Origin of the sequence: Mesorhizobium sp. AA23 (assembly GCF_001672435.1) — a bacterium.
In the GTDB taxonomy this organism is placed as follows: Bacteria; Pseudomonadota; Alphaproteobacteria; order Rhizobiales; family Rhizobiaceae; genus Mesorhizobium.
This window is the reverse complement of sequence record NZ_LYTP01000028.1, coordinates 480,686-500,971: the sequence shown is the minus strand read 5'-3', so window position 1 is coordinate 500,971 and position 20,286 is coordinate 480,686. Positions and strand designations below refer to the sequence as shown.

General features: G+C 60.5%; 16 protein-coding genes. 3 read left to right on the top strand and 13 right to left on the bottom strand.

Features of this window, described 5'->3' with window-relative positions:
• The first annotated feature begins 116 nt into the window (after positions 1 to 116).
• On the top strand, positions 117 to 1,406 hold the full coding sequence (locus A9K66_RS22115; protein WP_067327914.1) for an O-antigen ligase: 1,290 nt from the start codon (positions 117 to 119) through the stop codon (positions 1,404 to 1,406).
• A complete protein-coding gene (locus A9K66_RS22110) occupies positions 1,403 to 2,338 on the top strand; it encodes an NAD-dependent epimerase/dehydratase family protein (protein WP_067328030.1) in 936 nt (311 codons plus the stop codon). Before A9K66_RS22115 ends, A9K66_RS22110 begins: the two co-directional genes overlap by 4 nt.
• On the opposite strand, the gene A9K66_RS22105 is transcribed toward A9K66_RS22110, so the two are convergent.
• The 12 genes from A9K66_RS22105 to A9K66_RS22050 form a co-directional block, all read right to left on the bottom strand.
• Complete coding sequence (locus A9K66_RS22105; RefSeq protein ID WP_067328028.1) at positions 2,326 to 2,820, bottom strand: sugar transferase; 495 nt, start codon at positions 2,818 to 2,820, stop codon at positions 2,326 to 2,328. The genes A9K66_RS22110 and A9K66_RS22105 overlap by 13 nt on opposite strands.
• A 45-nt stretch (positions 2,821 to 2,865) precedes the next feature.
• Positions 2,866 to 3,777 carry a glycosyltransferase family 2 protein gene (locus A9K66_RS22100; protein WP_245307638.1) on the bottom strand — a complete coding sequence of 304 codons (912 nt, stop codon included), beginning with the start codon at positions 3,775 to 3,777 and terminating at the stop codon, positions 2,866 to 2,868.
• Between the two features lie 86 nt (positions 3,778 to 3,863).
• On the bottom strand, positions 3,864 to 5,900 hold the full coding sequence (locus A9K66_RS22095; protein WP_067327913.1) for a nucleoside-diphosphate sugar epimerase/dehydratase: 2,037 nt from the start codon (positions 5,898 to 5,900) through the stop codon (positions 3,864 to 3,866).
• A 298-nt stretch (positions 5,901 to 6,198) separates the two neighbouring features.
• Entirely contained in the window at positions 6,199 to 7,989 is a 1,791-nt protein-coding gene (locus A9K66_RS29770; RefSeq protein ID WP_082954014.1) for a sulfotransferase, read from the bottom strand.
• Between the two features lie 5 nt (positions 7,990 to 7,994).
• Positions 7,995 to 9,482, bottom strand: coding sequence for an ABC transporter ATP-binding protein (locus tag A9K66_RS22085; RefSeq protein WP_067327911.1), 1,488 nt, complete (start codon positions 9,480 to 9,482; stop codon positions 7,995 to 7,997).
• Entirely contained in the window at positions 9,472 to 10,260 is a 789-nt protein-coding gene (locus A9K66_RS22080; RefSeq protein ID WP_245307637.1) for an ABC transporter permease, read from the bottom strand. Before A9K66_RS22080 ends, A9K66_RS22085 begins: the two co-directional genes overlap by 11 nt.
• A gap of 106 nt (positions 10,261 to 10,366) precedes the next feature.
• On the bottom strand, positions 10,367 to 14,035 hold the full coding sequence (locus A9K66_RS22075) for a rhamnan synthesis F family protein (protein ID WP_067327909.1): 3,669 nt from the start codon (positions 14,033 to 14,035) through the stop codon (positions 10,367 to 10,369).
• Positions 14,032 to 14,934, bottom strand: a complete 903-nt coding sequence (gene rfbD / locus A9K66_RS22070; protein WP_067327908.1) for a dTDP-4-dehydrorhamnose reductase — start codon at positions 14,932 to 14,934, stop codon at positions 14,032 to 14,034. Before rfbD ends, A9K66_RS22075 begins: the two co-directional genes overlap by 4 nt.
• A complete protein-coding gene (gene rfbB / locus A9K66_RS22065) occupies positions 14,931 to 16,097 on the bottom strand; it encodes a dTDP-glucose 4,6-dehydratase (RefSeq protein ID WP_245307636.1) in 1,167 nt (388 codons plus the stop codon). The genes rfbD and rfbB overlap by 4 nt, the downstream gene beginning before the upstream one ends.
• Positions 16,098 to 16,111: 14 nt before the next feature.
• Positions 16,112 to 16,666: a dTDP-4-dehydrorhamnose 3,5-epimerase gene (gene rfbC / locus A9K66_RS22060; RefSeq protein WP_067327907.1), complete on the bottom strand. Its 555-nt coding sequence runs from the start codon at positions 16,664 to 16,666 to the stop codon at positions 16,112 to 16,114.
• Complete coding sequence (gene rfbA / locus A9K66_RS22055) at positions 16,659 to 17,549, bottom strand: glucose-1-phosphate thymidylyltransferase RfbA (RefSeq protein WP_067327906.1); 891 nt, start codon at positions 17,547 to 17,549, stop codon at positions 16,659 to 16,661. Before rfbA ends, rfbC begins: the two co-directional genes overlap by 8 nt.
• Before the next feature lie 214 nt (positions 17,550 to 17,763).
• On the bottom strand, positions 17,764 to 18,354 hold the full coding sequence (locus A9K66_RS22050) for a biotin transporter BioY (protein WP_067327905.1): 591 nt from the start codon (positions 18,352 to 18,354) through the stop codon (positions 17,764 to 17,766).
• A 201-nt stretch (positions 18,355 to 18,555) separates the two neighbouring features.
• Between A9K66_RS22050 and A9K66_RS22045 the strand changes: the two genes are divergently transcribed.
• Positions 18,556 to 19,464 (top strand): MBL fold metallo-hydrolase, encoded by a 909-nt coding sequence (locus A9K66_RS22045; RefSeq protein ID WP_067327904.1) that lies wholly within the window; start codon positions 18,556 to 18,558, stop codon positions 19,462 to 19,464.
• A 1-nt stretch (position 19,465) separates the two neighbouring features.
• On the opposite strand, the gene A9K66_RS22040 is transcribed toward A9K66_RS22045, so the two are convergent.
• Positions 19,466 to 20,251 carry a DUF1499 domain-containing protein gene (locus A9K66_RS22040; RefSeq protein ID WP_067328027.1) on the bottom strand — a complete coding sequence of 262 codons (786 nt, stop codon included), beginning with the start codon at positions 20,249 to 20,251 and terminating at the stop codon, positions 19,466 to 19,468.
• Positions 20,252 to 20,286 lie beyond the last annotated feature (35 nt).

Genomic DNA, 20,286 nt, shown 5'->3' with positions numbered 1-20,286 from the left:
AGTCGCTATACCGGCGCGGGAACTTGGCGAGGCTCGGCAGAACGGGATCGGTCAAGGCCAATTGTTCGGCACCCCGGCGGGTCTGCGCACAACCTGGAAGATAGCGAAGCAAGGCATTGAACCCGTTTACATCGCTTCGGCGGCATCTCACGCCGACACAGATCAACATCTATTTCTCGATCGTCTGCTTCTTCTCGCCGCCGGTGCTGGGGTCGGTGGTCAGCTTCGTTTTCAACGGCGGCGCGCTCTGGTCCGTGGTTCTGCTCGCCATCAAACGGCGGCGGTTCAACATCGACCGGCCGATGCTTGCCATGACGGTGGCGATCTGCGCCTATTGCGCGGCCATCGTCCTTGCTTCGATCGTCAACGGCACGCTGGCGGCGGATCTGCGGTTGTTCCTGCCGCTGATCACTTTCCTCTTCTTTCCGATCTCCTATTCGACCTGGAGCATCACGGAAAAGACCGTGCTTGTACGCATCGTCGTGCTGGCGAGCGCCGCGGCATGTTTCGGCGCGCTGCTGCTCGCCGTCGTTCAGTATTACTGGATCGGCACCAGGGCCGAAGGCGGTGCCGGGAATGCCATCGTATTCGCGACGGTGACCTGCCTGGCCGCGGCGATGAGCCTCGCAGGCGCGCTGTCGGGGATCGAGAAGCGCTGGAAGCTGCTGACTCTCGCTGCGCTGTCGGGCAGCTTGGCGGTGCTTTATTCGGGCTCCCGCATCATCTGGCTGGCGCTGCTGCTGGCGGGCATCGCCGTGCTCTCGATCAACCGGCGCCGGCTCAGCGGGTTGAAACTCGCGCGCATTGCGCTGATTGCCGGCGGCGCCTGCCTGCTGCTCGCCGTGATCGCGTTTCCCGTCATTGCCAATCGCGCTGACTTCCTTTTCAGCGACTTGGATGCGCTCACCACCAAGAACGACCATACGACGGCGCTTGGACTGCGGGTGGCGATGTGGGAGATCGGCACGAAGGCGTTTCACGAGGCTCCGATTTTCGGACATGGCATCACAGGCAGCCGGGCGCTGATGAAACAGGGTTTTCACGATCAATTTGGCATGGACGCAGGCTACAACCATTACCATAGCGGTTTTCTGACCGCGGCGGTGCAGGCCGGTTTGTTAGGGGCGTTCGCCTTGGCGGCGATCTTCGTCGTCGCGGCCTGGAACGCGGCAAGAGCGCTGCTCCGCAGCGCCGGCCCAGCGGAACGGTTCGGCGCAACGATGATCATCGTCACGGTCGTCACCTATCTCATAGGCGGGCTGACGGGTATCCTGGTCGGTCAGGACCTTCTCGATTCGACGCTGATGGTGTTCCTGGTTTCGGGAACCTATCTGGCTTGCGGACGAACGGTGCCGCCGACCGGCAAGAGCGCAGCCATTCCTTCGGCCGCCGGCCGGCGAACATGAAGGTCCTGGTCACCGGGGCGACGGGACTGATCGGACGCCAGGTGACCGGCCGGCTGCGTCAGGCCGGCTTCGACATGCGCATTGCGTCCCGCCGGCCGGAACGACTGCAGGCTGCGGGCGAGGTCTTTGCGCTGCCCGGCGCCGATGCGCCGGACGACGCCTTCCTGGCATTGATGCGCGAGGCGAGCCATGTCGTCCACTGCGCGGCGCTGAACAACGATCGGACTTTCAGCGACGCCGACCACCAGGCCGCCAATGCGACGCTGACCGCGCGGCTGGCCAAGGCCGCGGCTGCAGGTTGCGGCGGGCGCTTCATCTATCTTTCCTCGATCCGGGCCGTGGCGGGTCCCGGCTTCAGCGGCACGATCAACGAGGCGATGGCCCCTGCCCCGCAATGCGCCTATGGCCGCTCCAAGCGGGAAGGCGAGATCAGGATGATCGAGGCTTACGCCGGACGCCCGGATGCCACGGCACTGCGCCTGCCGCCCGTCTATGGCGAGAGCATGAGGGGCAACATGGCAGCGCTGATGCGGCTTGCCGACACCGCCCTGCCGCTGCCGACCGGCGTGCTGGCGGGTGTGCGCTCTCTGATCGCGTCCGACACCGCGGCGGGCGCGGTGCTGCACCTTGTCAGCCGTCCGGGACCGCTCCACCCGGCCTATGTCGCGGGCAACGCCGCCCCTCTTGCGACGTCCGAAATCATTGCCGCGTTCCGGCGTGGTTTCGGCCGTCCGCCGCGGCTTTTTCCCATGCCTGGGATGCCGCTGCAGCTGGCGGCAAGGCTGCTCGGCAGGCAGGCATCATGGCAAGCCTTGACCGCGACCCAGGTCTGCGATCCGTCACTGCTGGCCGGGGAAGGTTGGATGCCGGAAACCGATACGCTCGGCCGGCTTGAGGAACTGGCGCGAAAGAAAGCCGCTCAGGCCCGGTAGAATGTCCCCAGCAATATTTTGAGGTCGAGGCCGATCGAAGCGGCCTTCAGATAGGCAGCGTCGGTTTCGGCGCAGAGTTTCGGATCGGACATGTCGATGCCCTTGATCTGCGCCAGCCCGGTGATGCCCGGAAGCGCCGAAAGCACGCCCAGCCGGCGCCGGTGGCCGATCAGCTCCGTTTGCGTCGGCAGGCACGGACGGGGACCGACAAGGCTCATCTCGCCCTTGAGCACATTCCAGAGCTGCGGCAGCTCGTCGATCTTGGTCGCGCGCAGCACCCTGCCCACCGCGGTGACCGACCCGGCAGGCGCCTCGTGCGTGGGCAAGGACGGAGTGTTGCGATGCATGGTGCGCAGCTTGTGGCAGGCAAAGACAGCGCCGCCGCGCCCGACGCGCGGCTGCGAAAAAATGGCCGGTCCGGGCGATGTCGCCCTGACCGCCAGCATGGCGATCAGCACAACAGGCGACGTAACCGCCAGCATGACGGCCGCGATAGTCAGGTCGAAAGCCCGCTTTGCCGTCACGGCTCAGATCCGCCGCCAAAGAAAGGCAAGGTAGAGGCCGAGCGTGCCCATCAGGGTCTGCCGGTAGACGCCGCTTTTGCCGAGCAGGCTGAAGCGCCTGAGAGCACTGCCCTTGCGCGCCCTGATGAACAGGCGAAGGCAACGTGCTGCATCGCGTGTGACGAGGTCGCGGTTGGCGGCAAGGCCTCTGAGATTGCTGTCCGTCCAGGTGGCGAACTGGCCCTGGAACAGCCGCCCGAGCCTCGAAAGCCTTGCCCTCCAGGAGACGTTGGCGCCGACCAGGTTCGCCCCGTGCTGCCGGTACCTGACCAGCGGCCGCGGCTCGTAGCGGACCTTGCCGCCGGCAGCGGTCACGACGAGATAGGCCCACCAGTCATGGCTGACGAATTCGGTTCTTGCCGATGCCTTCGCCAGGAGGTCGCGCGCCGCGCGGTTGAAGAGCATGGTGTTGCCGCCGGCGATGCTCTGCACCAGGGCGTTGCGGAAGGATGGCGGGCGGTGGAACAGCGGCGAATGGCCGGCCGGGACGCCGGTCTCGGAAATGGTCGCCGTGCGCGAGCAGAACAGGAGCGGCATTGCCATATCCTGTGTCTCCATCCAGCGAATGGCGCTCTCCAGCCGGTCCGGCTCCCAGACATCGTCCTGGTCGCAAAAGGCGTAGTAATCGGCATCGACGCGCGGCTCGATGATCATCGAGCGGAAGTTGGCGGCGAAGCCGTTTCGCGGGCCCTGCACCAGCGTAAGGGAGCCCTTGTTCCAGCGGGACCGCCACGCATCGAGGATCGCGAGCGTGGCGTCCGTCGAGCCGTCGTCGGAAACCCAGAGATCGACATGGGGCCATGATTGGTCGAGCAAGGATTGCAACTGATCGCCGATATAGGCGGCGCCATCCCTCGTGCCCATGAGAACGGCCACGCGCTGATCTTTTCCGGTCACTGCTTCAGAACCCGCAGGGCATTCGAACAGGCTTCAATAGCCAATTGCGGGAGGGCGGCACAGGGCTAACCGATCTGTCCGGCCGCTTTCGGCACCGCCCGCTGGGGCGCGCCGCCAATGCCTTGCCCTGCCCGGTAGAGCCCGGCCAGGATCGCGAGCGCCGCGGCCTTGTCCTGGTCCCGTATGGCGGCCACCAGCGCCGGCAGCGCGGCCTCGATCCTCGGCCACTCGACGACGTCGGTCCTGAGGCCGAAGATCTTGGCGATGTCGAGCTTGACGACCTCCTCGCTTTCGCCATGCAGAGCCTCGTGCAGCTTCTCGCCGGGCCTGATGCCGGTGAAGCGGATCGGAATGTCGGTATAGGGGCTTTTGCCCGCCATGCGGATCATGGTTTCGGCAACTTCGAGGATCGGCACGGGCTTGCCCATGTCGAGCATGTAGATGGCGTAGTCGTCCCTGCCCTTGCGCCGCTCGGCATCGGCGGCCGACATGATGACGAGATCGACGGCCTCGGCCACCGTCATGAAATAGCGCGTCATGCGCCGGTCGGTGATGGTGACAGGCCCGCCTGCCTCGATCTGCGCCTGGAAGATGGTCGCCACCGAGCCGTTGGAGCCGAAGACATTGCCGAAGCGCACGGCGATGAATTTGGTGCCGGGACGACGCACAGTTGAGGTGCCGGCATGGCGGCCGCTCAGCCCGCCGGCAGGGAAAGGCGACGGCGCGGCGTGCGTTTCATGCAGCGAGGAGACGATCTGCTCGGCCGCGCGCTTGGTGACGCCAAGCACCGAGCTCGGGTCGACGGCCTTGTCGCTGGAAATGAGCAGGAACTGCGGCACCCCGCATTCGGCCGCGACCTCGGCGCAGGCGAGCGTGCCGAAGACATTGGTCTCGATCGCCGCTTCCCAGTTCTCTTCCAGAAGCGGCACATGCTTCAGCGCCGCGGCGTGAAAGATGATCGCGGGTTTGAACTCGCTGACGAGGCGCATCATGTGCGGCCGGTCGGTGACATCGACGATGCGGCTGGCCAGCCGGTCGCGGTCTTTCTCGTCGATGATCTGATCGAGCTGGAAGATGCCGAACTCGGAATTGTCGGCCACCAGCACCGCCTCGGCGCCGAGCTCCAGCGCGCGCTTGACCAGCACACGGCCGATGGAGCCGGCCCCGCCGGTGACCAGCACGCGCTTGCCGCCGACGAAGGCACCGATGCGCGCGATGTCGGTGGCGACCGCCGAACGGCGCATGATGGTTTCCATCTCGACGGCATCGAGAACCAGCTTGCCGCCCTGCCCCAGTTCCGAAAGACCGGAGAACTGGACGACCGCGATGCCGCTGTGGCGGGCGACGCGCACCAGCTCGGCATAGTCCTCGATCTCGCGCTCGACCCCCTTGCCGAAGATCAGGAGGTCGAGGTTTTCCGTGCCCTTGACATATTCTTCCAGCACCTCGACCAGACGCGGCCGCAGCGCCACGACCGGAACGCCCTGGATCTGCGTGCCGAGCGGCGCGCCGGCCTCCGTGGCCATGATGCCGGCAATGGCATATTCGGCCGGCACCGCCGTGCGGGTGAAGCGGACGATCACGTCGGCCTCGCTCAGCCGGCCGATGAACAGCGCCTGCTTGATCGACGCATCGCCGGCGGCGCGGCGCAGGATGCGCCAGGACGCGCCGTCGCGCAGGAAGCGATAGTAGAGCCTGGGTGCCGAAATGATGGTGAAGGAGACCAGGAAGAAGACGATGAACTGGCGCTCGTTGAGGCCGGCGACCGGCTGGAAAAAGGAGCGGTAGGCAATCGAAGCCAGATAGAGAACCACCGTTAGGCTGCCGCAGCCCTTCAGGATGTTGAAAAAGTCGGGCGTTGAGGCAAAGCGCCAGACGGTGCTGTAGAGGCCGCAGGTGCGAAACAGGAGATGGGCAAGGAGCACGATCAGCGCCCAGCAGGCCAGCCCGCCGGAGGAGAACGCATCGAAGGAAAGCCGCGACTGCGAGAGCGTGAGGCTGAGCGCCACCGCGATCAGGACCATGACGAGGTCCTGGACCATGATGATGGCGCGCCGCATCTTCGGTCGCAGGCCCGATACGGCTTCTACATAGGCGGTCATTGGGTAGTACTGAACTCCAGGCGCGGGAATACTATCAGAGCGGCGCGGGACAGAACACCGTCCACCGCCACTCCAGATTGCAAATCCCCAACCCCGTCACCCTGTTATCGCATTAGCGCGGACTTGGGGGGAGAGCTAGGGTTTTTTTGGGGAGTGCGAGAGGGTCTCGATCGACATCCTAGACAACAGTACTGCGTAGCCGGAAATAACTTCGCGCAGGGATGCCTGTGTCCTCTGCCGCTGCAATTTATCGCAGCTTCATTTCCAATTCCATTTGTCCTGGTCCGCGACTCGAGCTTTAACTGCATTCCCAAACGCCCAATTCTGCGGCCACATCGGCGCAAATTGTAGATACCGCAATAAGATCCTCCTCATCCAAAACATGACGTTTGGAGCGCGCACGCCCAGACGTGATGGGTTGACTTGGCGTACCAGCATCCCAGTTACCGAGGATCCGGCGTAACTGTGCCGGGGGATCGACAACCAAATCCTCGTACTTCACCAGCACATGATTTCCACGATCTTCGAGTACGCGTTCAGCAAGGTAGCGCCACAGCATGGCACGCCTGTTGGCCAAATTCTGAGTCTCCGCGATCGAACGCAGTTCCGCACTGCGGGCTGGCGAAATCCATGGATCGTTTGCATTTCCAACCGGTCGTACACTGGTGTCTGCATTAAGCAAATGCGGGAAGCTGGCCTTCCAAGACGCTATAGTGTCGATCGGATTGCGAACGCACACCGCGATGCGAGCCTCGGGCAGAACGCGGCGGATACGTGGCAAACTGGAAAGAAAGGCAAATGTATTCTTGGCAGCGAGAGTGAAATCCTCGCTGTCCACGGGGGGGATGTACGTTGAAAGCTCGTCGCGCACTGCCGTGTCGTTAATGACGCTTCCATTCCATACCTTGTTGGTTATAGGCAGCCCTTCAGCAACCAATCTGCGGATTCGTCGCAAATAGGTGGCAAGACCCCAGGCGGGTCCCTGACCTAGCAGACTGGTCACCAATTCTGGCGTTTCGTTCAACGCCATGGCATTACTTAAGGTATCAACGAGTTGGCACAGATAGCTGGTGCCGCTCCTCGAAATTCCTGTTATGAGCAAGGTGTTGGGTTGAACATTCTCTCTGCCACCAGTACGTTTTCTCGATCCTAGAATCCCTGACCACTCAGAGTTGGCCTCAATCACCTTACGGACCTCAGCAGACGCGCCAACATAATACTTCAATTCGGCAACTAACTTGGGTTCCTCCCGCAAAACCGTCGGCCAATGATAATGTGATAGTCGAACGTCTGGAAACAGCGATAACGGCATTAGATGCGTTGGATGGTTTTGTCTAAAATCCATCACTTGTGGTTTGATACCGAGGTTTTGAAAGGCGACGGCAAGGCCGAGCTGATCACTCCACAGGCGCCTATCCGGAAGGTTGCCCGCCAATCTTATTACGGCACTCAGGCGCTCCCATTCGTCGGCAAGTTTCTTCGCAAACGAACTCTCGACAACCATCACTCCGCTATTAAAAAATGGCAACGTATACTGAGACGTTGCAGTCATTGGATATCGATAATCCGGAAAATCTACCCCGCAAACCGCATATATCCTCTTCCATACCTCGACATCATTCTCAAAAGGCGCGGCATCGGCTAACTTGATTCGTATACGATCCTTTCCTGGATGGCTAAAATCCGGTTCACCCAGACACAAAATGTCAGAGTCTAAAAATGCTATAATGGGACGAGCCACCGGCACACGCAGACAACTTATTTTATTAGCATGAGAAAATTCCCTCCCCCAGGCATTGACGATCGACTGCTGCCGAACTCCTAAGAGCTTCAGTTGGAGTTTCGTCTCGGCACTTAGCTCACCCCACACCTCCGTCGGTCCTGGAACGCAGGCAATGAGTTCTATCGCATTTCCGCACCACCGGCGGAGCGACGCTGCGAGCAGCAATGCCTTAATTTCCCACTCACCGGCCTGACAGACGAATACGACCGAGACGTTCTCGTAATTTTGCGTTCCCGCTTGCGTCACCGGGCGCGTTTCTGAGAAGCTTTGACCAGAGCGAAGCCGTTTAAAAAAAGTTTCGAGCATCTTAGCTATGCTTTTGCACCAAATTCGCTCTCAGCCGAAACTGTCAACATAGGGTCAATATTAAAAAAGCCGGTGCCAATCATATTCGGCTCCGCTGCGACACGAAAAAGTTCTGCATCTATAATTCTATGCATAACAAAGCCATCTCCGGCCACAGAACCAGTCACGCCACAATTTACCGCATAGGCACCAGGAAGAAATCCACACCCGAACTCGTACCGAACACGGCGAATGGAACCTCTTGATACCGATTTTATTTGTAGACCGATATCGCTCTTGGAATTGGCCCCCCCCAATCCGGTGCCATTCAAAGTCTTAACAAACATCCCAAATCCGACATTGTTGGCATCGACCGAGAAGCTAACAAGATACTCAAAAATGTAACGCTTTCCCAGTTGCAGCACGTTCACTCGCTCGCCGGACATGGTCAAAATGCGAGCGTCTTCAATGCGAGCACCCCGCTCCTCCAAATACACCGTCGATTGCGGAGTCAGTGCCGGATCGAAGTAATCAGCGTATTTCAGAACTCCTGTTGTCCTATCCTGGTGACGGTCGATACGCTCTCCGCTTGTGACTTCGCCAACTCCTGCTTCAGTCCCCGATCCTCCGGAGATTGCAGCCCTATTGAGTTCTTGATTCTGGTCGGACGCCCTCAGGATCCCAGCCGCCTCGACTATACCCGTTCGGATCTCGCTGGCGGCCTCTGGGCTCGCGTTGACTAGGCGCTGATACTGCGCCACTATCGTTTTAGGTCGGCCCTGCAGAATGAGTTCTCCTGCATCCATTAGAATCGCCCTCGAGCACAGTTGCACGATGGTCTGGGCCCCGTGGCTCACGAAGAGGATAGTGCCGCCGTTATCCTTGATCTGCTCGATACGAGCAAAGCATTTGCGCTGAAAGGCTTCGTCGCCCACTGCAAGCGCTTCATCCACGACCAAGATGTCCGGGTCGACATTGATCGCCGTAGCAAATGCCAGCCGCACATACATGCCCGACGAATAGGTCTTGACCGGCTGGTCGATGAAGGAGCCAATGTCGGCAAAGCGCGCGATATCGTCGAAACGCCACTCCATCTCCTTGCGTGGGACACCAAGGATTGAGGCGTTGAGAAAAACGTTCTCGCGACCGGTGAACTCCGGATTGAAGCCAGCGCCGAGTTCCAGTAAAGCGGCGATGCGGCCATTGACCTCGACAGAGCCGCTGGTCGGCTGCAGCGTACCGCAGATGATCTGCAACAGCGTCGACTTCCCAGACCCGTTGCGGCCGATGATGCCGACCGTCTCGCCACGTCCGATCTCCAACGAAACACCCGATAGAGCGGCGAAATCGCGAAAATAGCGGCGAGGCGGTCGGCCAATCAGGCGCTCAAGACGCGGCACTACCATCTGCTTGAAACGATCCTCCGGCCGCTCGAACATGACGTAATGTTTCGAGACGTCGCGCACGCGGACGGCAACGCCCGAACCCCGGACGCCGGCCCTATCAGAGGACATCGGCAAAGCCCCTGCGGGTCTTCTGGAAGAATTGATAACCAAGCAAGGCAACTGCGATCGCCACAAGGGAATAATAACCCAGCGCCGGCCAATCCGGCGCGACGCCAAAGAGAACCACGTTGCGGAAACTCTCTACCGGGATTGCAAGAGGGTTGAGCGAAAGCCAAGGCCGTAGCCAAGACGGCAGAGCAGTCCTCTGGAAGAAAACCGGAGAGAGAAACATCGTCGCCGTCACCAACGGCGACACGATCTGGCTCATATCGCGGAAGTAGACACCGATTGATGCCAACGTCCACGCTATACCGATCACCATCACGACAAACGGCGCGAACACCACAGGTGCAAGAAACACCGTAAGCGGAACACTACCGAAAACCACATAGGCGAAGACAAGCAGCACCACCAGACTAACAGCCGCATGAAACAACGCCGCACCCGCCGAAACCACGGGAAGTATTTGAATTGGGAAGACAATCTTCTTCACGTAGTTTGAATTGGCAACGATCAGTCCGGGCGACAACGAAATTACCTCGGCGAAGAATTGAAAGACGATTAGTCCGCAGAAGAGGATGACGGCAAACTCACCAGTAGAATGCGTGGCGTTGTGTTGATCCGGCATCGTCCAACGCGACTTCATCACCACGCCGAAAACGAAGGTGTATACAGCCAACATGAACAGCGGATTGAGGAGTGACCACAACAACCCAAGCGCAGAGCCACGATAACGGCCTGCGATTTCTCGGCTGATTAGAGAGAATATTAATTCCCGCAAGCGCAACCCCGGTAGTATTCCTCAGTCGACACCACGCACGATCCGACGCGTGGAGCCCGGTACGACTCAATACAAGGATCTCCGGAATTTAGGCGCGCTCGCATGGGTCGCATCATGTCGACGTGTGCAACCTGGCCGCAAGTGCGCCAGGTTCGTACTTACTTCCCACGAATGGGATCTTCCGAATTTCTTTTTGAACGACGAAGCGACCAATATTCTCTTCCGCGAGTTTGACGCTATTTTCCAAAGCGGCAGCGACTTCATCAGGCGTTACCTGCTGAAGCCCCACCAAGTGATCGCTTCTCTGCGAGATGTTCTTTGAGTCATAATTGTTGGAAATAGTAATAAGGCCGGCGTGAGCCATTTCCAGTGGCGGATAGCTGGGGTGGGGGGAAATCATTAGAGAAATGCCGACGCTCGCTCGGCTCAAATATCTCGCATATTCCTCAAGACTCACTTTACCAGGAACGGTGCAATTCTGAACAGGCCATGCTTTTGCCGGATCGAAGTTTTCCCCTAAAAAGACCACCTGCCATTTGATTGCTTCGATTGGATTTCTCTGCTGCCACAATGACAGCGCGTCAACAATTATCTCAAAGCAATTCCTGGCAGCGGTAGGCCTCCCGTAACACAGAATAATCCGTTCCTTGGGTACTCTTTCGATCGACCGCTCGATTGTTTTGTTAACTTGAAAAGTAACTACATTTTGGCCGGAAATATCAAACCGGTCTTTCAAGAAAGTCGAGAGCTCTTCCGAATTCACGAGCGGGATTACGCCTTCGCCCAGATCGTAAGTTGACTCCGCAATTGCCCACCGCGAGGACCACTGCACGAAATTCGACTCATAATCTTGTATAAAATAGACCGCGCTCGAACTGCGGCCGAATGCCTTCTCTTGAAAGCGGGCGATCGACCTTCGCAGAAACTCAGACCACCAAGCCGTTGAGATGTAGACGTCGTCCTCGCGTACATCCAAACCACGCGCTCGATTAAAGGCTTCGAAAACCACCGCACGACTCGTGGTTGAGTTCAAAGCGTACCCAGGAAAATTCCGCAGGTGGCTCCTCTCTATGGGAGAATCCAGTACGACAATCCTCTTATCAAAATCCGGCAATTCAGCGGCTACTTCGTCGAAGACCTTTATCGCAGTTGATATTCCTCCAAATATCCAAAGCGGGTCTATCGTGGGGAGAAGTAGATTGATCCTTGGCCGCTTACTGTTCGACCGAGTCATTTTTAGCGGGCGGAGTTCGCCATAGTCTCGGCTAAGCGAAAGCTCGAAGCGCCCCGGCTCCTCGAAAAGCGGCACGTAAGCCTTCTCCCCCAACCTGGCATCGCCTGGTTGCTCCAAAGCCAGTAATGTCGACGAAGGAGGCTCGGCAGTCTTTTGAATCTTGAGCCAATAGAACCCGGCACATTCTGCAAAATGCAGATAGCTGCGCTCGATGGCGTGGGCCAAGGTGCCGTCGACCTGACCAGACTCATCCGGGAAGTCGCCGAACGATAGTTCCAGGTCGAGAAGAGGCTTCAGAGCAGCCGACCGCCCCCAAAACATCGAGCCCGAAGGAAACTCCAGGACACTGTCTTTGCTGAGGTCCCAATTGGCCCGCCGCAGCAGGTCCTTTGCCATATTGAAATCGAAACCCCAATTCAACATTGGCCGGACGGGAGCGTAGTGCTGCGGATAAATTATGCCGACCTTTGGATTCGACATAAAAATCGAAAGTATTGACTCAACTATCTCCTTTGACCCAATTAGGCTGTCGACCAGATATGACCTCCAACCCTCAAGAGCAGACAAATGAGGAGATTTTTTTGTGTGCAGATGCAGAAAGAATTCATGCTTATCATATATATCGCGAAATCCTACAATCTTTGGCGCAATGTCCCGCCCTCTATTCTCGAATACTCTGATTTCGACGCACTCGAAACCTTTGTCTTCGCACATGCTACTTATAACAGCAGCCTTGCCAGCGTCGGTAGTCGATATGTACAACTTGACGTCTTTTCCAACATTTCTAAGCGCATCAAGTATTTCAGAAAATACTTCTGTGTAAAAAACATGAATGAGGACCGCGATGTCTTTCGGTAAGGATATATTTGAGACTCCAGGTAAAGGTATGCGAACGGCTACGTCATGCTCGGGCGACAGGCGCCTTGCGTTCGTCGCGCCGTCATCACGAACAAGGGAAAACGAAGAAAAACTGGTATGACTATTTAGGGTAAGGCTTGGGAGAACATGCCGTTTCCTGGCGGCGAACCGTTTTGCCCTTTCGAACGTTACCCGAAATCCTTCGCTTCTAATAAGCTTCAACGTGTGATCTGCGAGATATATGACCCTTTTTGCAGCAGACTTTCCTACGGCAACACAACGAATAACTGAACTGACCAGTCCCTCACCAAATCCAAACAGAGCAACACTCCGAGCGATTGTCTTCGCAGCGCGCATTTGACGCGCAAGTTCCCAAGAAAAACTGTTTTTTATGGCAGAGAGCGTCTCCAAAGCATGAAGAAGCCTCTTTTTTTCTGCTCCGACGGCCGAGTCTTTTTCGTTCAATTGGGCGCGCAACTTGGCGATCGTTGTTTCTAGAACTCCGGCATCCGCTGCTCGCCGGTCAATAACCGCCTGAAATTTTAGCTTCGCCTCCTCTAGATCACTCGCGAATTTGGCGTCACGGTCCGCCGCCTCCGCACGCATCTTTGCGACTGTCCCCCCCAGCTCTTGTAGTTCGACGAAATGGCTTTCAGCCACCCTCGCGGTTTCGGCTTGAACTTCCGACATCACCTTTATGCGAACGTTCATTTCGGGGAAGCACGCATCCCCGAAGATCGAACTCGCTCTATCGAAAGGCAAACTCACCGCATCAATTCGCGCCAAAGCGGGTTCGTCATGGGCGTTCTTCTCGAGCGCCGTCAGAGCCGCATAAGCATCCTTGACCCAGCCAGCGATGTGTGGGGCCGCGTCGAGCAAATCGGTGCTGGCTGTAAAGTGCTGATTGTCGGCCGAAAAATGCGTGGCCAACAAAGACTGCCACTTCATTTTCGGCTGTGGCCAATCAATCCCGAGGCTGTCCGAAATGCCTTCGATACCCCGCCGCCAATCGTCCAGCAAACCTTCATAGGACAAGAAGATGCGGGGCTGTCCCCGGGTCGCGCGCTCGGCATCCAGTTCATGGCGAAGCCAAAGAAGAGAACTGAAGCCTGCCGTAAATCCGTCCCGGTTCTTCAGTGAGGCGATCACGGCCAGCGGATTGCGCAAGACCAGCGTGTAGCGAACATCGATATGCATTCGTTCGAGAACTTCCGCATAGAGCGGCACGAAGCGCGAAATACGAGGTTCCTTCAGGACGAAAAGCGAGGCGCTGCCATATTCCTCGTCGACTATCCTAGCGATCTCGGCCTTGTAGAATTGCAGGCGCGCAGTCCCAAGGTCGTTGACGTCGAACGAGCGCCAATCGTCCCAACTACTACCGACCTCGGCGAGCATCTGGTCGTGCAGTTCGATCAGGCGTTGCGGCTCCCAATGTCCGGCGGGATTTGACGGATTCGCCCCCAGCAAATTCTTCGGCAGTTCCGCCCCCAGCAGGCTGATCGCCCTCGTCAGCGCGCTCGTGCCCGAACGATGCATGCCGAGCACCATGATGCAGGTGCGCTCTGCCGGCTTGGCCTTCGCTGACTTGGTATTCGCCGGTTTGCCGCCCGCGCGCTTCTTCGGCGCGACTTGATCGGCCGGCTGCGGCTTCGCGCCGTGCAATTGTTTCGGGGGCGGATTTTCGTTCATGCACTCAATGCCTGTTTCGTCTCGCCGCCCCCCAGCCGGCGAACCACGCTTTCCACCGCGACCCGCCACTCCGGCGCCTGCCACCCAAACACGTCCGCAAACTTCACGCTCGACAGCCGCGAATTGGCCGGCCGCCTTGCCTTGGTCGGATAATCCACTGTCGCGATATCGCGCACGCGCGCGTACGGGCCACCAAACGCCCGGCTTGTGTCGAGGATGTGGCGGGCAAAGCCGCTCCAGTTGGTCTCGCCGCTGCCTGTCAGATGGTAGATACCAAAGGCGGCGAAATTCTTGTCGTCCCGCAGCCTCGCCGCCGCATGCAGGATGGCGTCGGCGATGTCGAGCGCCGAAGTCGGATTGCCCCATTGGTCGGCGACGACCGAAATCTCGTCGCGGTCGCTAGCCAGCCTGAGCATGGTCTTGACGAAATTCCTGCCGAACGGGCTGTAGACCCAAGCGGTGCGCAGGATGAGGTGGCGCGGATTGGCGGCCGCCACGTCCTTTTCGCCGGCGAGTTTGGAGGCGCCGTAGACGCCGAGCGGGGCGGTCGCGTCGGTCTCGACATAGGCGCTGTCCTTGGCGCCGTCGAAGACATAGTCGGTCGACAAATGGATGACGGGGACGCCGAGGCCTGCTGCCGCCTGAGCCACCTCGCCGGCGCCGGTGGCGTTGACCGCGAAGGCCAATTCCTTCTCGTCCTCGGCCTGGTCGACATTCGTATAGGCCGCGGCCGAAACCACGATGTCGGGCCTTGCCTCTGCCAGCGCCGCAAACACCGTCTCGGGGCGCGCCAGATCGAGCGCCGGCCGGCCGACGGGAACGACCTCGACATCCTTGCTGCCCCGCTCTATCAGGCTGGCGGCAACCTGGCCCTCGCGTCCGGTGACGGCAAGCCTCACGCGGCGCCCTCCCTGGTCTGGGCCTGCCCGTTTCCGACCTTGCTGGCCGGGCTGTTTTCGATCGCCGCGTCTTCCATCGCGCCGTTCTCGATCGGGCGGTTTCCCATTGGACCCTGGCCCAGCCGCTCGCCATTGTAGCGCTGCTCGCGGATCGGGGCCCACCACCATTTGTTGTCGAGATACCAATCGACCGTCCTCGCCAGGCCGCTGTCGAAATTCTCCCGCGGCGCCCAGCCGAGATCGCGCGCGATCTTGGAGGCGTCGATCGCATAGCGGCGGTCATGACCAGGGCGGTCGGTGACGAAGGTGATCAGGTCGCGGTAGCTCATGCCGCCGGCGCGCGGGCGCCTCAGGTCGAGCAGATCGCAGATCGTCTCGACGACGCCGAGATTGGTGCGCTCGGAATTGCCGCCGACATTGTAGCTCTCGCCCGGCCGCCCTTTCGTCGCCACCAGTTCCAGCGCGCGGGCGTGGTCCTCGACGAACAGCCAGTCGCGCACATTGGCGCCGGCGCCGTAAACCGGCAGCGGCTTCTCGTCGAGCGCGTTGAGGATAACAAGCGGGATCAGCTTTTCGGGGAAATGGTAAGGGCCGTAATTGTTCGAACAGTTGGAGAGCACCACCGGCAGGCCGTAGGTCTCATGCCAGGCGCGCACCAGATGGTCGGAAGCGGCTTTGGACGCCGAATAGGGCGAGGACGGCGCATAGGGCGTCTCCTCGACGAACATGCCGCCTTCGAAGGGCAAGTCGCCGAACACCTCGTCGGTCGAGACATGATGGAAGCGGAAGCCGGCCTTGCGCTCCCCCGACAGCCCGCGCCAGTAGTCGAGCGCGGCGTTCAGGATGCGGTAGGTGCCAACGATGTTGGTCTCGATGAAGGCGCCGGGGCCGTCGATCGAGCGGTCGACATGGCTCTCGGCGGCGAGGTTCATGACGATGTCGATGTCGTCGCGGCGCAGAATCTCAAGCACCGCTCGCTCGTCGCAGATATCGGCCTGCTCGAAACGGTAATTATGCGCATTCTCGATCAGCCTGAGCGAAGCGAGGTTGCCGGCATAGGTCAGCTTGTCGAGATTGGTGACGCGGTGGGCCGGGTTGGCGCACAGATGCCGGCAGACGGCCGAGCCGATGAAGCCGGCGCCACCGGTGACCAGGAAATTCATGCCGCCCTCTCTCCTCACGCAAACACCTCCGCCGTGGCGAGCAGAGGCGCCTTGCGATCCTTGTCCGAAAGCTGGAATCCCCCTGGGATCGCCGGCCATTCGATGCCGATTTCGGGATCGTCGAAGCGGATCGACCGATCATGCCCGGGCGAATAGGTATCGGTCACCTTGTACAGCACCTCCGTGTGCGGCACGAGCGTGACGAAGCCGTGCGCAAACCCTTTCGGCACCAGGATCTGGTTGCCCTTCTCAGCCGATATTTCCAGCGCCACCCACTTGCCGAACGTCGCCGAGGAACGGCGGATGTCGACCGCGACATCGAAGACGCTGCCGCTTATCACGCGCAGCAGCTTATCCTGGGCGCGCGGCAGCAACTGGTAGTGCAGTCCGCGCAGCACGCCGGCGGCCGCGGAATAGGAGTGGTTGTCCTGCACGAAGGCGAGATCGATGCCGGCCTCGGCGAAACGCCCGGCATTCCAGGTCTCGCTGAAAAAACCGCGCGCGTCGCCGTGCCGCTTGGGCACGATCTCCAGCACGCCGTCGAGGCCAAGCGGCCTGACCTCAAGCAAACCGTTCCTCCGTCAGGTCGGCGGCCCGCTTGCGCAGATAGGCAGCGTATTCATTCTTGCCCAGCCGCGCGGCGCGCTCCAGAACCTTTTCAGCGTCGAGCCAACCCTGCTCCAGCGCTATCTCCTCCGGGCAGGCGATCTTGATGCCTTGGCGATGCTCGATGGTGCGCACGAAAGACGCTGCTTCGAGCAGGCTGTCATGCGTGCCGGTGTCCAGCCAGGCGTAACCCCTTCCGAGGCGGCGGACATGCAATTCACCACGCTCGAGATAGACATTGTTGATCGCCGTGATCTCGAGCTCGCCGCGCGCCGAAGGGCGGATCGTGGAGGCAATGTCGACGACATCATTGTCGTAGAAATATAGACCGGTCACGGCCCAGTTGGACTTCGGCTTTTGCGGCTTCTCCTCGATCGTCAAGGCCTTGCCGGTGACCTTGTCGAAGGAGACCACGCCATAACGCTCCGGATCGTCGACATAGTAGGCGAAGACCGAGGCGCCGCCATCGCGCGTCGCTGCCTCGCGGCAGAGTTGCGACAGGCCGCCGCCAAAATAGATGTTGTCGCCGAGGATCATCGACACACTGTCCCTGCCGATGAAGTCGCGGCCGATGATGAAAGCCTCGGCTAGACCATTCGGCTGAGGCTGCTCGGCATAGGAAAGCTCCACACCGAATTCGGAACCGTCGCCCAGCAAAGCCTGAAAGACCGGCAAGTCACGCGGAGTTGATATGACCAGAATCTGGCGGATTCCCGCTAGCATCAGCACGCTCAGCGGGTAGTAGATCATGGGCTTGTCGTAGATCGGCAGTATTTGCTTAGAAACCGCTAATGTTAGGGGATAGAGGCGTGTTCCGCTGCCGCCGGCAAGGATAATTCCTTTCAACAAGCTCTCCTTGAACTACCGCGGCCCCCGCCTCGACGCCAAGTTGCCCGTGCTTATGTTTCGGGCACTGGCTTGTCAATTGTCGGCTTGATTTCTTCCCGACGCTATTTCACTGCTTTCTACATCCGGCATGCGGCGATTTCGAGCGAATCCGGCTGTGCCGCAAAAGGGGCCGGCGCCAAGCGCCCACCGGCCCTTTGTCATTTGGTCGCGATCAGGAGCGCTTGAGCAGCGCCCAGACCGCCGGCACGAGGCTCGCGGCCAGCGCCACCTTGATCAGGTCGCCGGCGATGAACGGCGCGACGCCGAACTGCCAGGACTTTTCCGGTCCGATGAGCGCCGCCAGCCAGGCAAAGCCCATCGTCATCATGACGATCTCGGCGGCAAGCATGGCGCCGAACAGCTTGAAGGGGTGGCGGTCCCAGCCGCGGTCGGCGGCCCAGCCGGCGATCGCCGCCATCACCACGAAGCCGGCAAGGTAGCCGCCGGTGGAGCCCATCATATAAGCGATGCCGAGGCCCTTTTCCGGCGTGCCCTGGAACACCGGCAAACCAAAAGCGCCCTCGGCGAGGTAGAGAAGGAGCGTCGCGACGGCAAGACGCATGCCGAAGGCCGAGGCGATCAGCAGCACCGCAAGCGTCTGCAGCGAGATGTCGACCGGACCCAACACCACTTTCGTCTTCGCCGACAGGGTGAGCAGGAGGGTTCCTGCAAGCGCCAGAAAGAGCTGGCTGGCAAGCCGGGCCGCGCCCTGGTCGGGCAGAGCGAGAGAAACGAGCGGGCGCATCGTGGTTGCAGTTGCCATGGTCTTCCCCATCGTGGCTGATTTGCTGTGTTTGAGGCGCGTCGCGGAGAAACGAGTTCAGGCGGCGCGCTTCAAGATTTCGTCCTGATGCGTGTCGTTCTCCCAAGACTGCTGCGCAGTTTTGGGCGACATGCATTGATTTTCCTATATTGGCTTCGGCAGGATGCGGCAATCATTTTGCCGCGAGCAGCAGGACCCGGCATGACACTTGAATTCGACGCACGCTTCGATCCTGCCTATGGCCAGGCGGTCACGGTCGCTCCGGACGTCCAGCGCGTCACGGCCAGGAACCCGAGCCCGTTCACCTTCCACGGCACCAACAGCTACCTCGTCGGCCGCGACACGCTGGCAGTGATCGATCCAGGTCCGGACGACGATGAGCATCTCGGAACGCTGCTCACGGCAATAGGCGGCAGGCCGGTCAGCCATATCTTCGTCAGCCATACCCACCGCGATCATTCGCGGCTCGCGGCGCGGCTGAAAGAACGCACGGGCGCTCCCGTGCTCGCCGAGGGCCCGCATCGGCCGGCGCGGCGGCTGCGCATCGGCGAGATCAATCCGCTGGACGCCAGTGCCGATTTGGGCTTCGTGCCCGACATTGCGCTGGCGGACGGCAGCCTTACCCATGGCGACGGCTGGGCGATCCGCACCGTGCTGACGCCAGGGCATACCGCCAACCACGCGGCCTTTGCGCTGGAGGGGACAGGCATCCTGTTTTCGGCCGACCATGTCATGGCCTGGGCCACATCCATCGTGGCGCCGCCCGACGGGGCGATGGCCGACTATATGAAATCGCTCGACCGGCTGATCGAGCGCGACGACCGCCTGCTGTTGCCCGGCCATGGCGGACCGGTGACCGCGCCGCGCAGCTTCATGCGCGGGCTGAAGACTCATCGCAAGATACGCGAGCAGGCGATCCTAGAACGCATCCTGAGCGGCGACCGAACCATCAAGGAGATGGTCGCGGCGATCTATCGCGACACCGACCCGCGGCTGCACGGAGCAGCCGGCCTTTCGGTTCTCGCGCATCTCGAGGACCTGGTGGCCCGCGGTCTCGTCGCCAGCGAAGGCGACCCGGCGATCGACGGGATTTTCAGGCCTGCCGGTTGACTCACTCGGCCGGCGCCGCGCCGACCTGGCCGGCGACCTCCTGATCGAGCTCGGCGAGGAAATCGGTGATACGGTCGGCATTGTCGCCCAAGTCATGACGCCCGTAGCGCGAGGCCGAACGCATGTCGACGACGACCGAATCGCCGTCGTCGGCGACGCGGATGGCCACATCTGCCGGCAGGCCGAGCACCAAGCCCCTGGCGACCGCGGTGATCGTCGCCTCGCTCTGGCCGTTGATGTCGGGATAGGGCGCGGTCAGCTGCCAGTCCCGCCGGTCGAGCACGGTCTCGACAGCATCGACCACGGTTTCGAAGGGCAGGTTGTAGCTCCGCCCGCTAACCAGCGGATATGCTTCCGCCTGCAGGCTCTGCTCGCCGGGCGTCGGCGGTGACAGCGCGTTCATGTCGCTTGTCCGGTCGCTGGTGTCGAGCGCCGGCGGGTCGTCGACGTCGGTCGAAATGTCGCGCAGCGGCGGATAGATGGTCGCCCAGTAGGCGGCGACACCGAAAGGCGCAAGCACCAGCACTGCCAGCAGGGCGCCGACGCTGAGATCGCGGCCGCCGCGGTCGCCGAAATTCCACAGCCTCGACAGTGCAAGCCCGGCGAGCAGCAGCGCGAGCGCCGCAAGCAGCGCAACGAGCGCCAGCACCCACAGGAAAGGCGGGGTGTCGACAAGGTCGAGGCGGTAGCCGGCAACGACGGTCAGCAAAAGGACGAGCGAGAATGCCCCGATCCGCCGCGACCAGCCGGCCGCCCTCGACGTCTGCCGTTCAGGAATTGTAGCCATCGTCTGCCGCATTACCCCAGTCCGCATCGAGACTT

Coding starts and splice junctions, on each gene's coding strand:
- A9K66_RS22110 (WP_067328030.1), top strand. CDS start 1,403: ATGAAGGTCCTGGTCACCGGGGCGACGGGACTGATCGGACGCCAGGTG.
- A9K66_RS22105 (WP_067328028.1), bottom strand. CDS start 2,820: ATGCTGGCGGTTACGTCGCCTGTTGTGCTGATCGCCATGCTGGCGGTC.
- A9K66_RS22095 (WP_067327913.1), bottom strand. CDS start 5,900: ATGACCGCCTATGTAGAAGCCGTATCGGGCCTGCGACCGAAGATGCGG.
- A9K66_RS29770 (WP_082954014.1), bottom strand. CDS start 7,989: ATGCTCGAAACTTTTTTTAAACGGCTTCGCTCTGGTCAAAGCTTCTCA.
- A9K66_RS22085 (WP_067327911.1), bottom strand. CDS start 9,482: ATGTCCTCTGATAGGGCCGGCGTCCGGGGTTCGGGCGTTGCCGTCCGC.
- A9K66_RS22075 (WP_067327909.1), bottom strand. CDS start 14,035: ATGAACGAAAATCCGCCCCCGAAACAATTGCACGGCGCGAAGCCGCAG.
- rfbB (WP_245307636.1), bottom strand. CDS start 16,097: ATGAATTTCCTGGTCACCGGTGGCGCCGGCTTCATCGGCTCGGCCGTC.
- A9K66_RS22050 (WP_067327905.1), bottom strand. CDS start 18,354: ATGGCAACTGCAACCACGATGCGCCCGCTCGTTTCTCTCGCTCTGCCC.
- A9K66_RS22045 (WP_067327904.1), top strand. CDS start 18,556: ATGACACTTGAATTCGACGCACGCTTCGATCCTGCCTATGGCCAGGCG.
- A9K66_RS22040 (WP_067328027.1), bottom strand. CDS start 20,251: ATGGCTACAATTCCTGAACGGCAGACGTCGAGGGCGGCCGGCTGGTCG.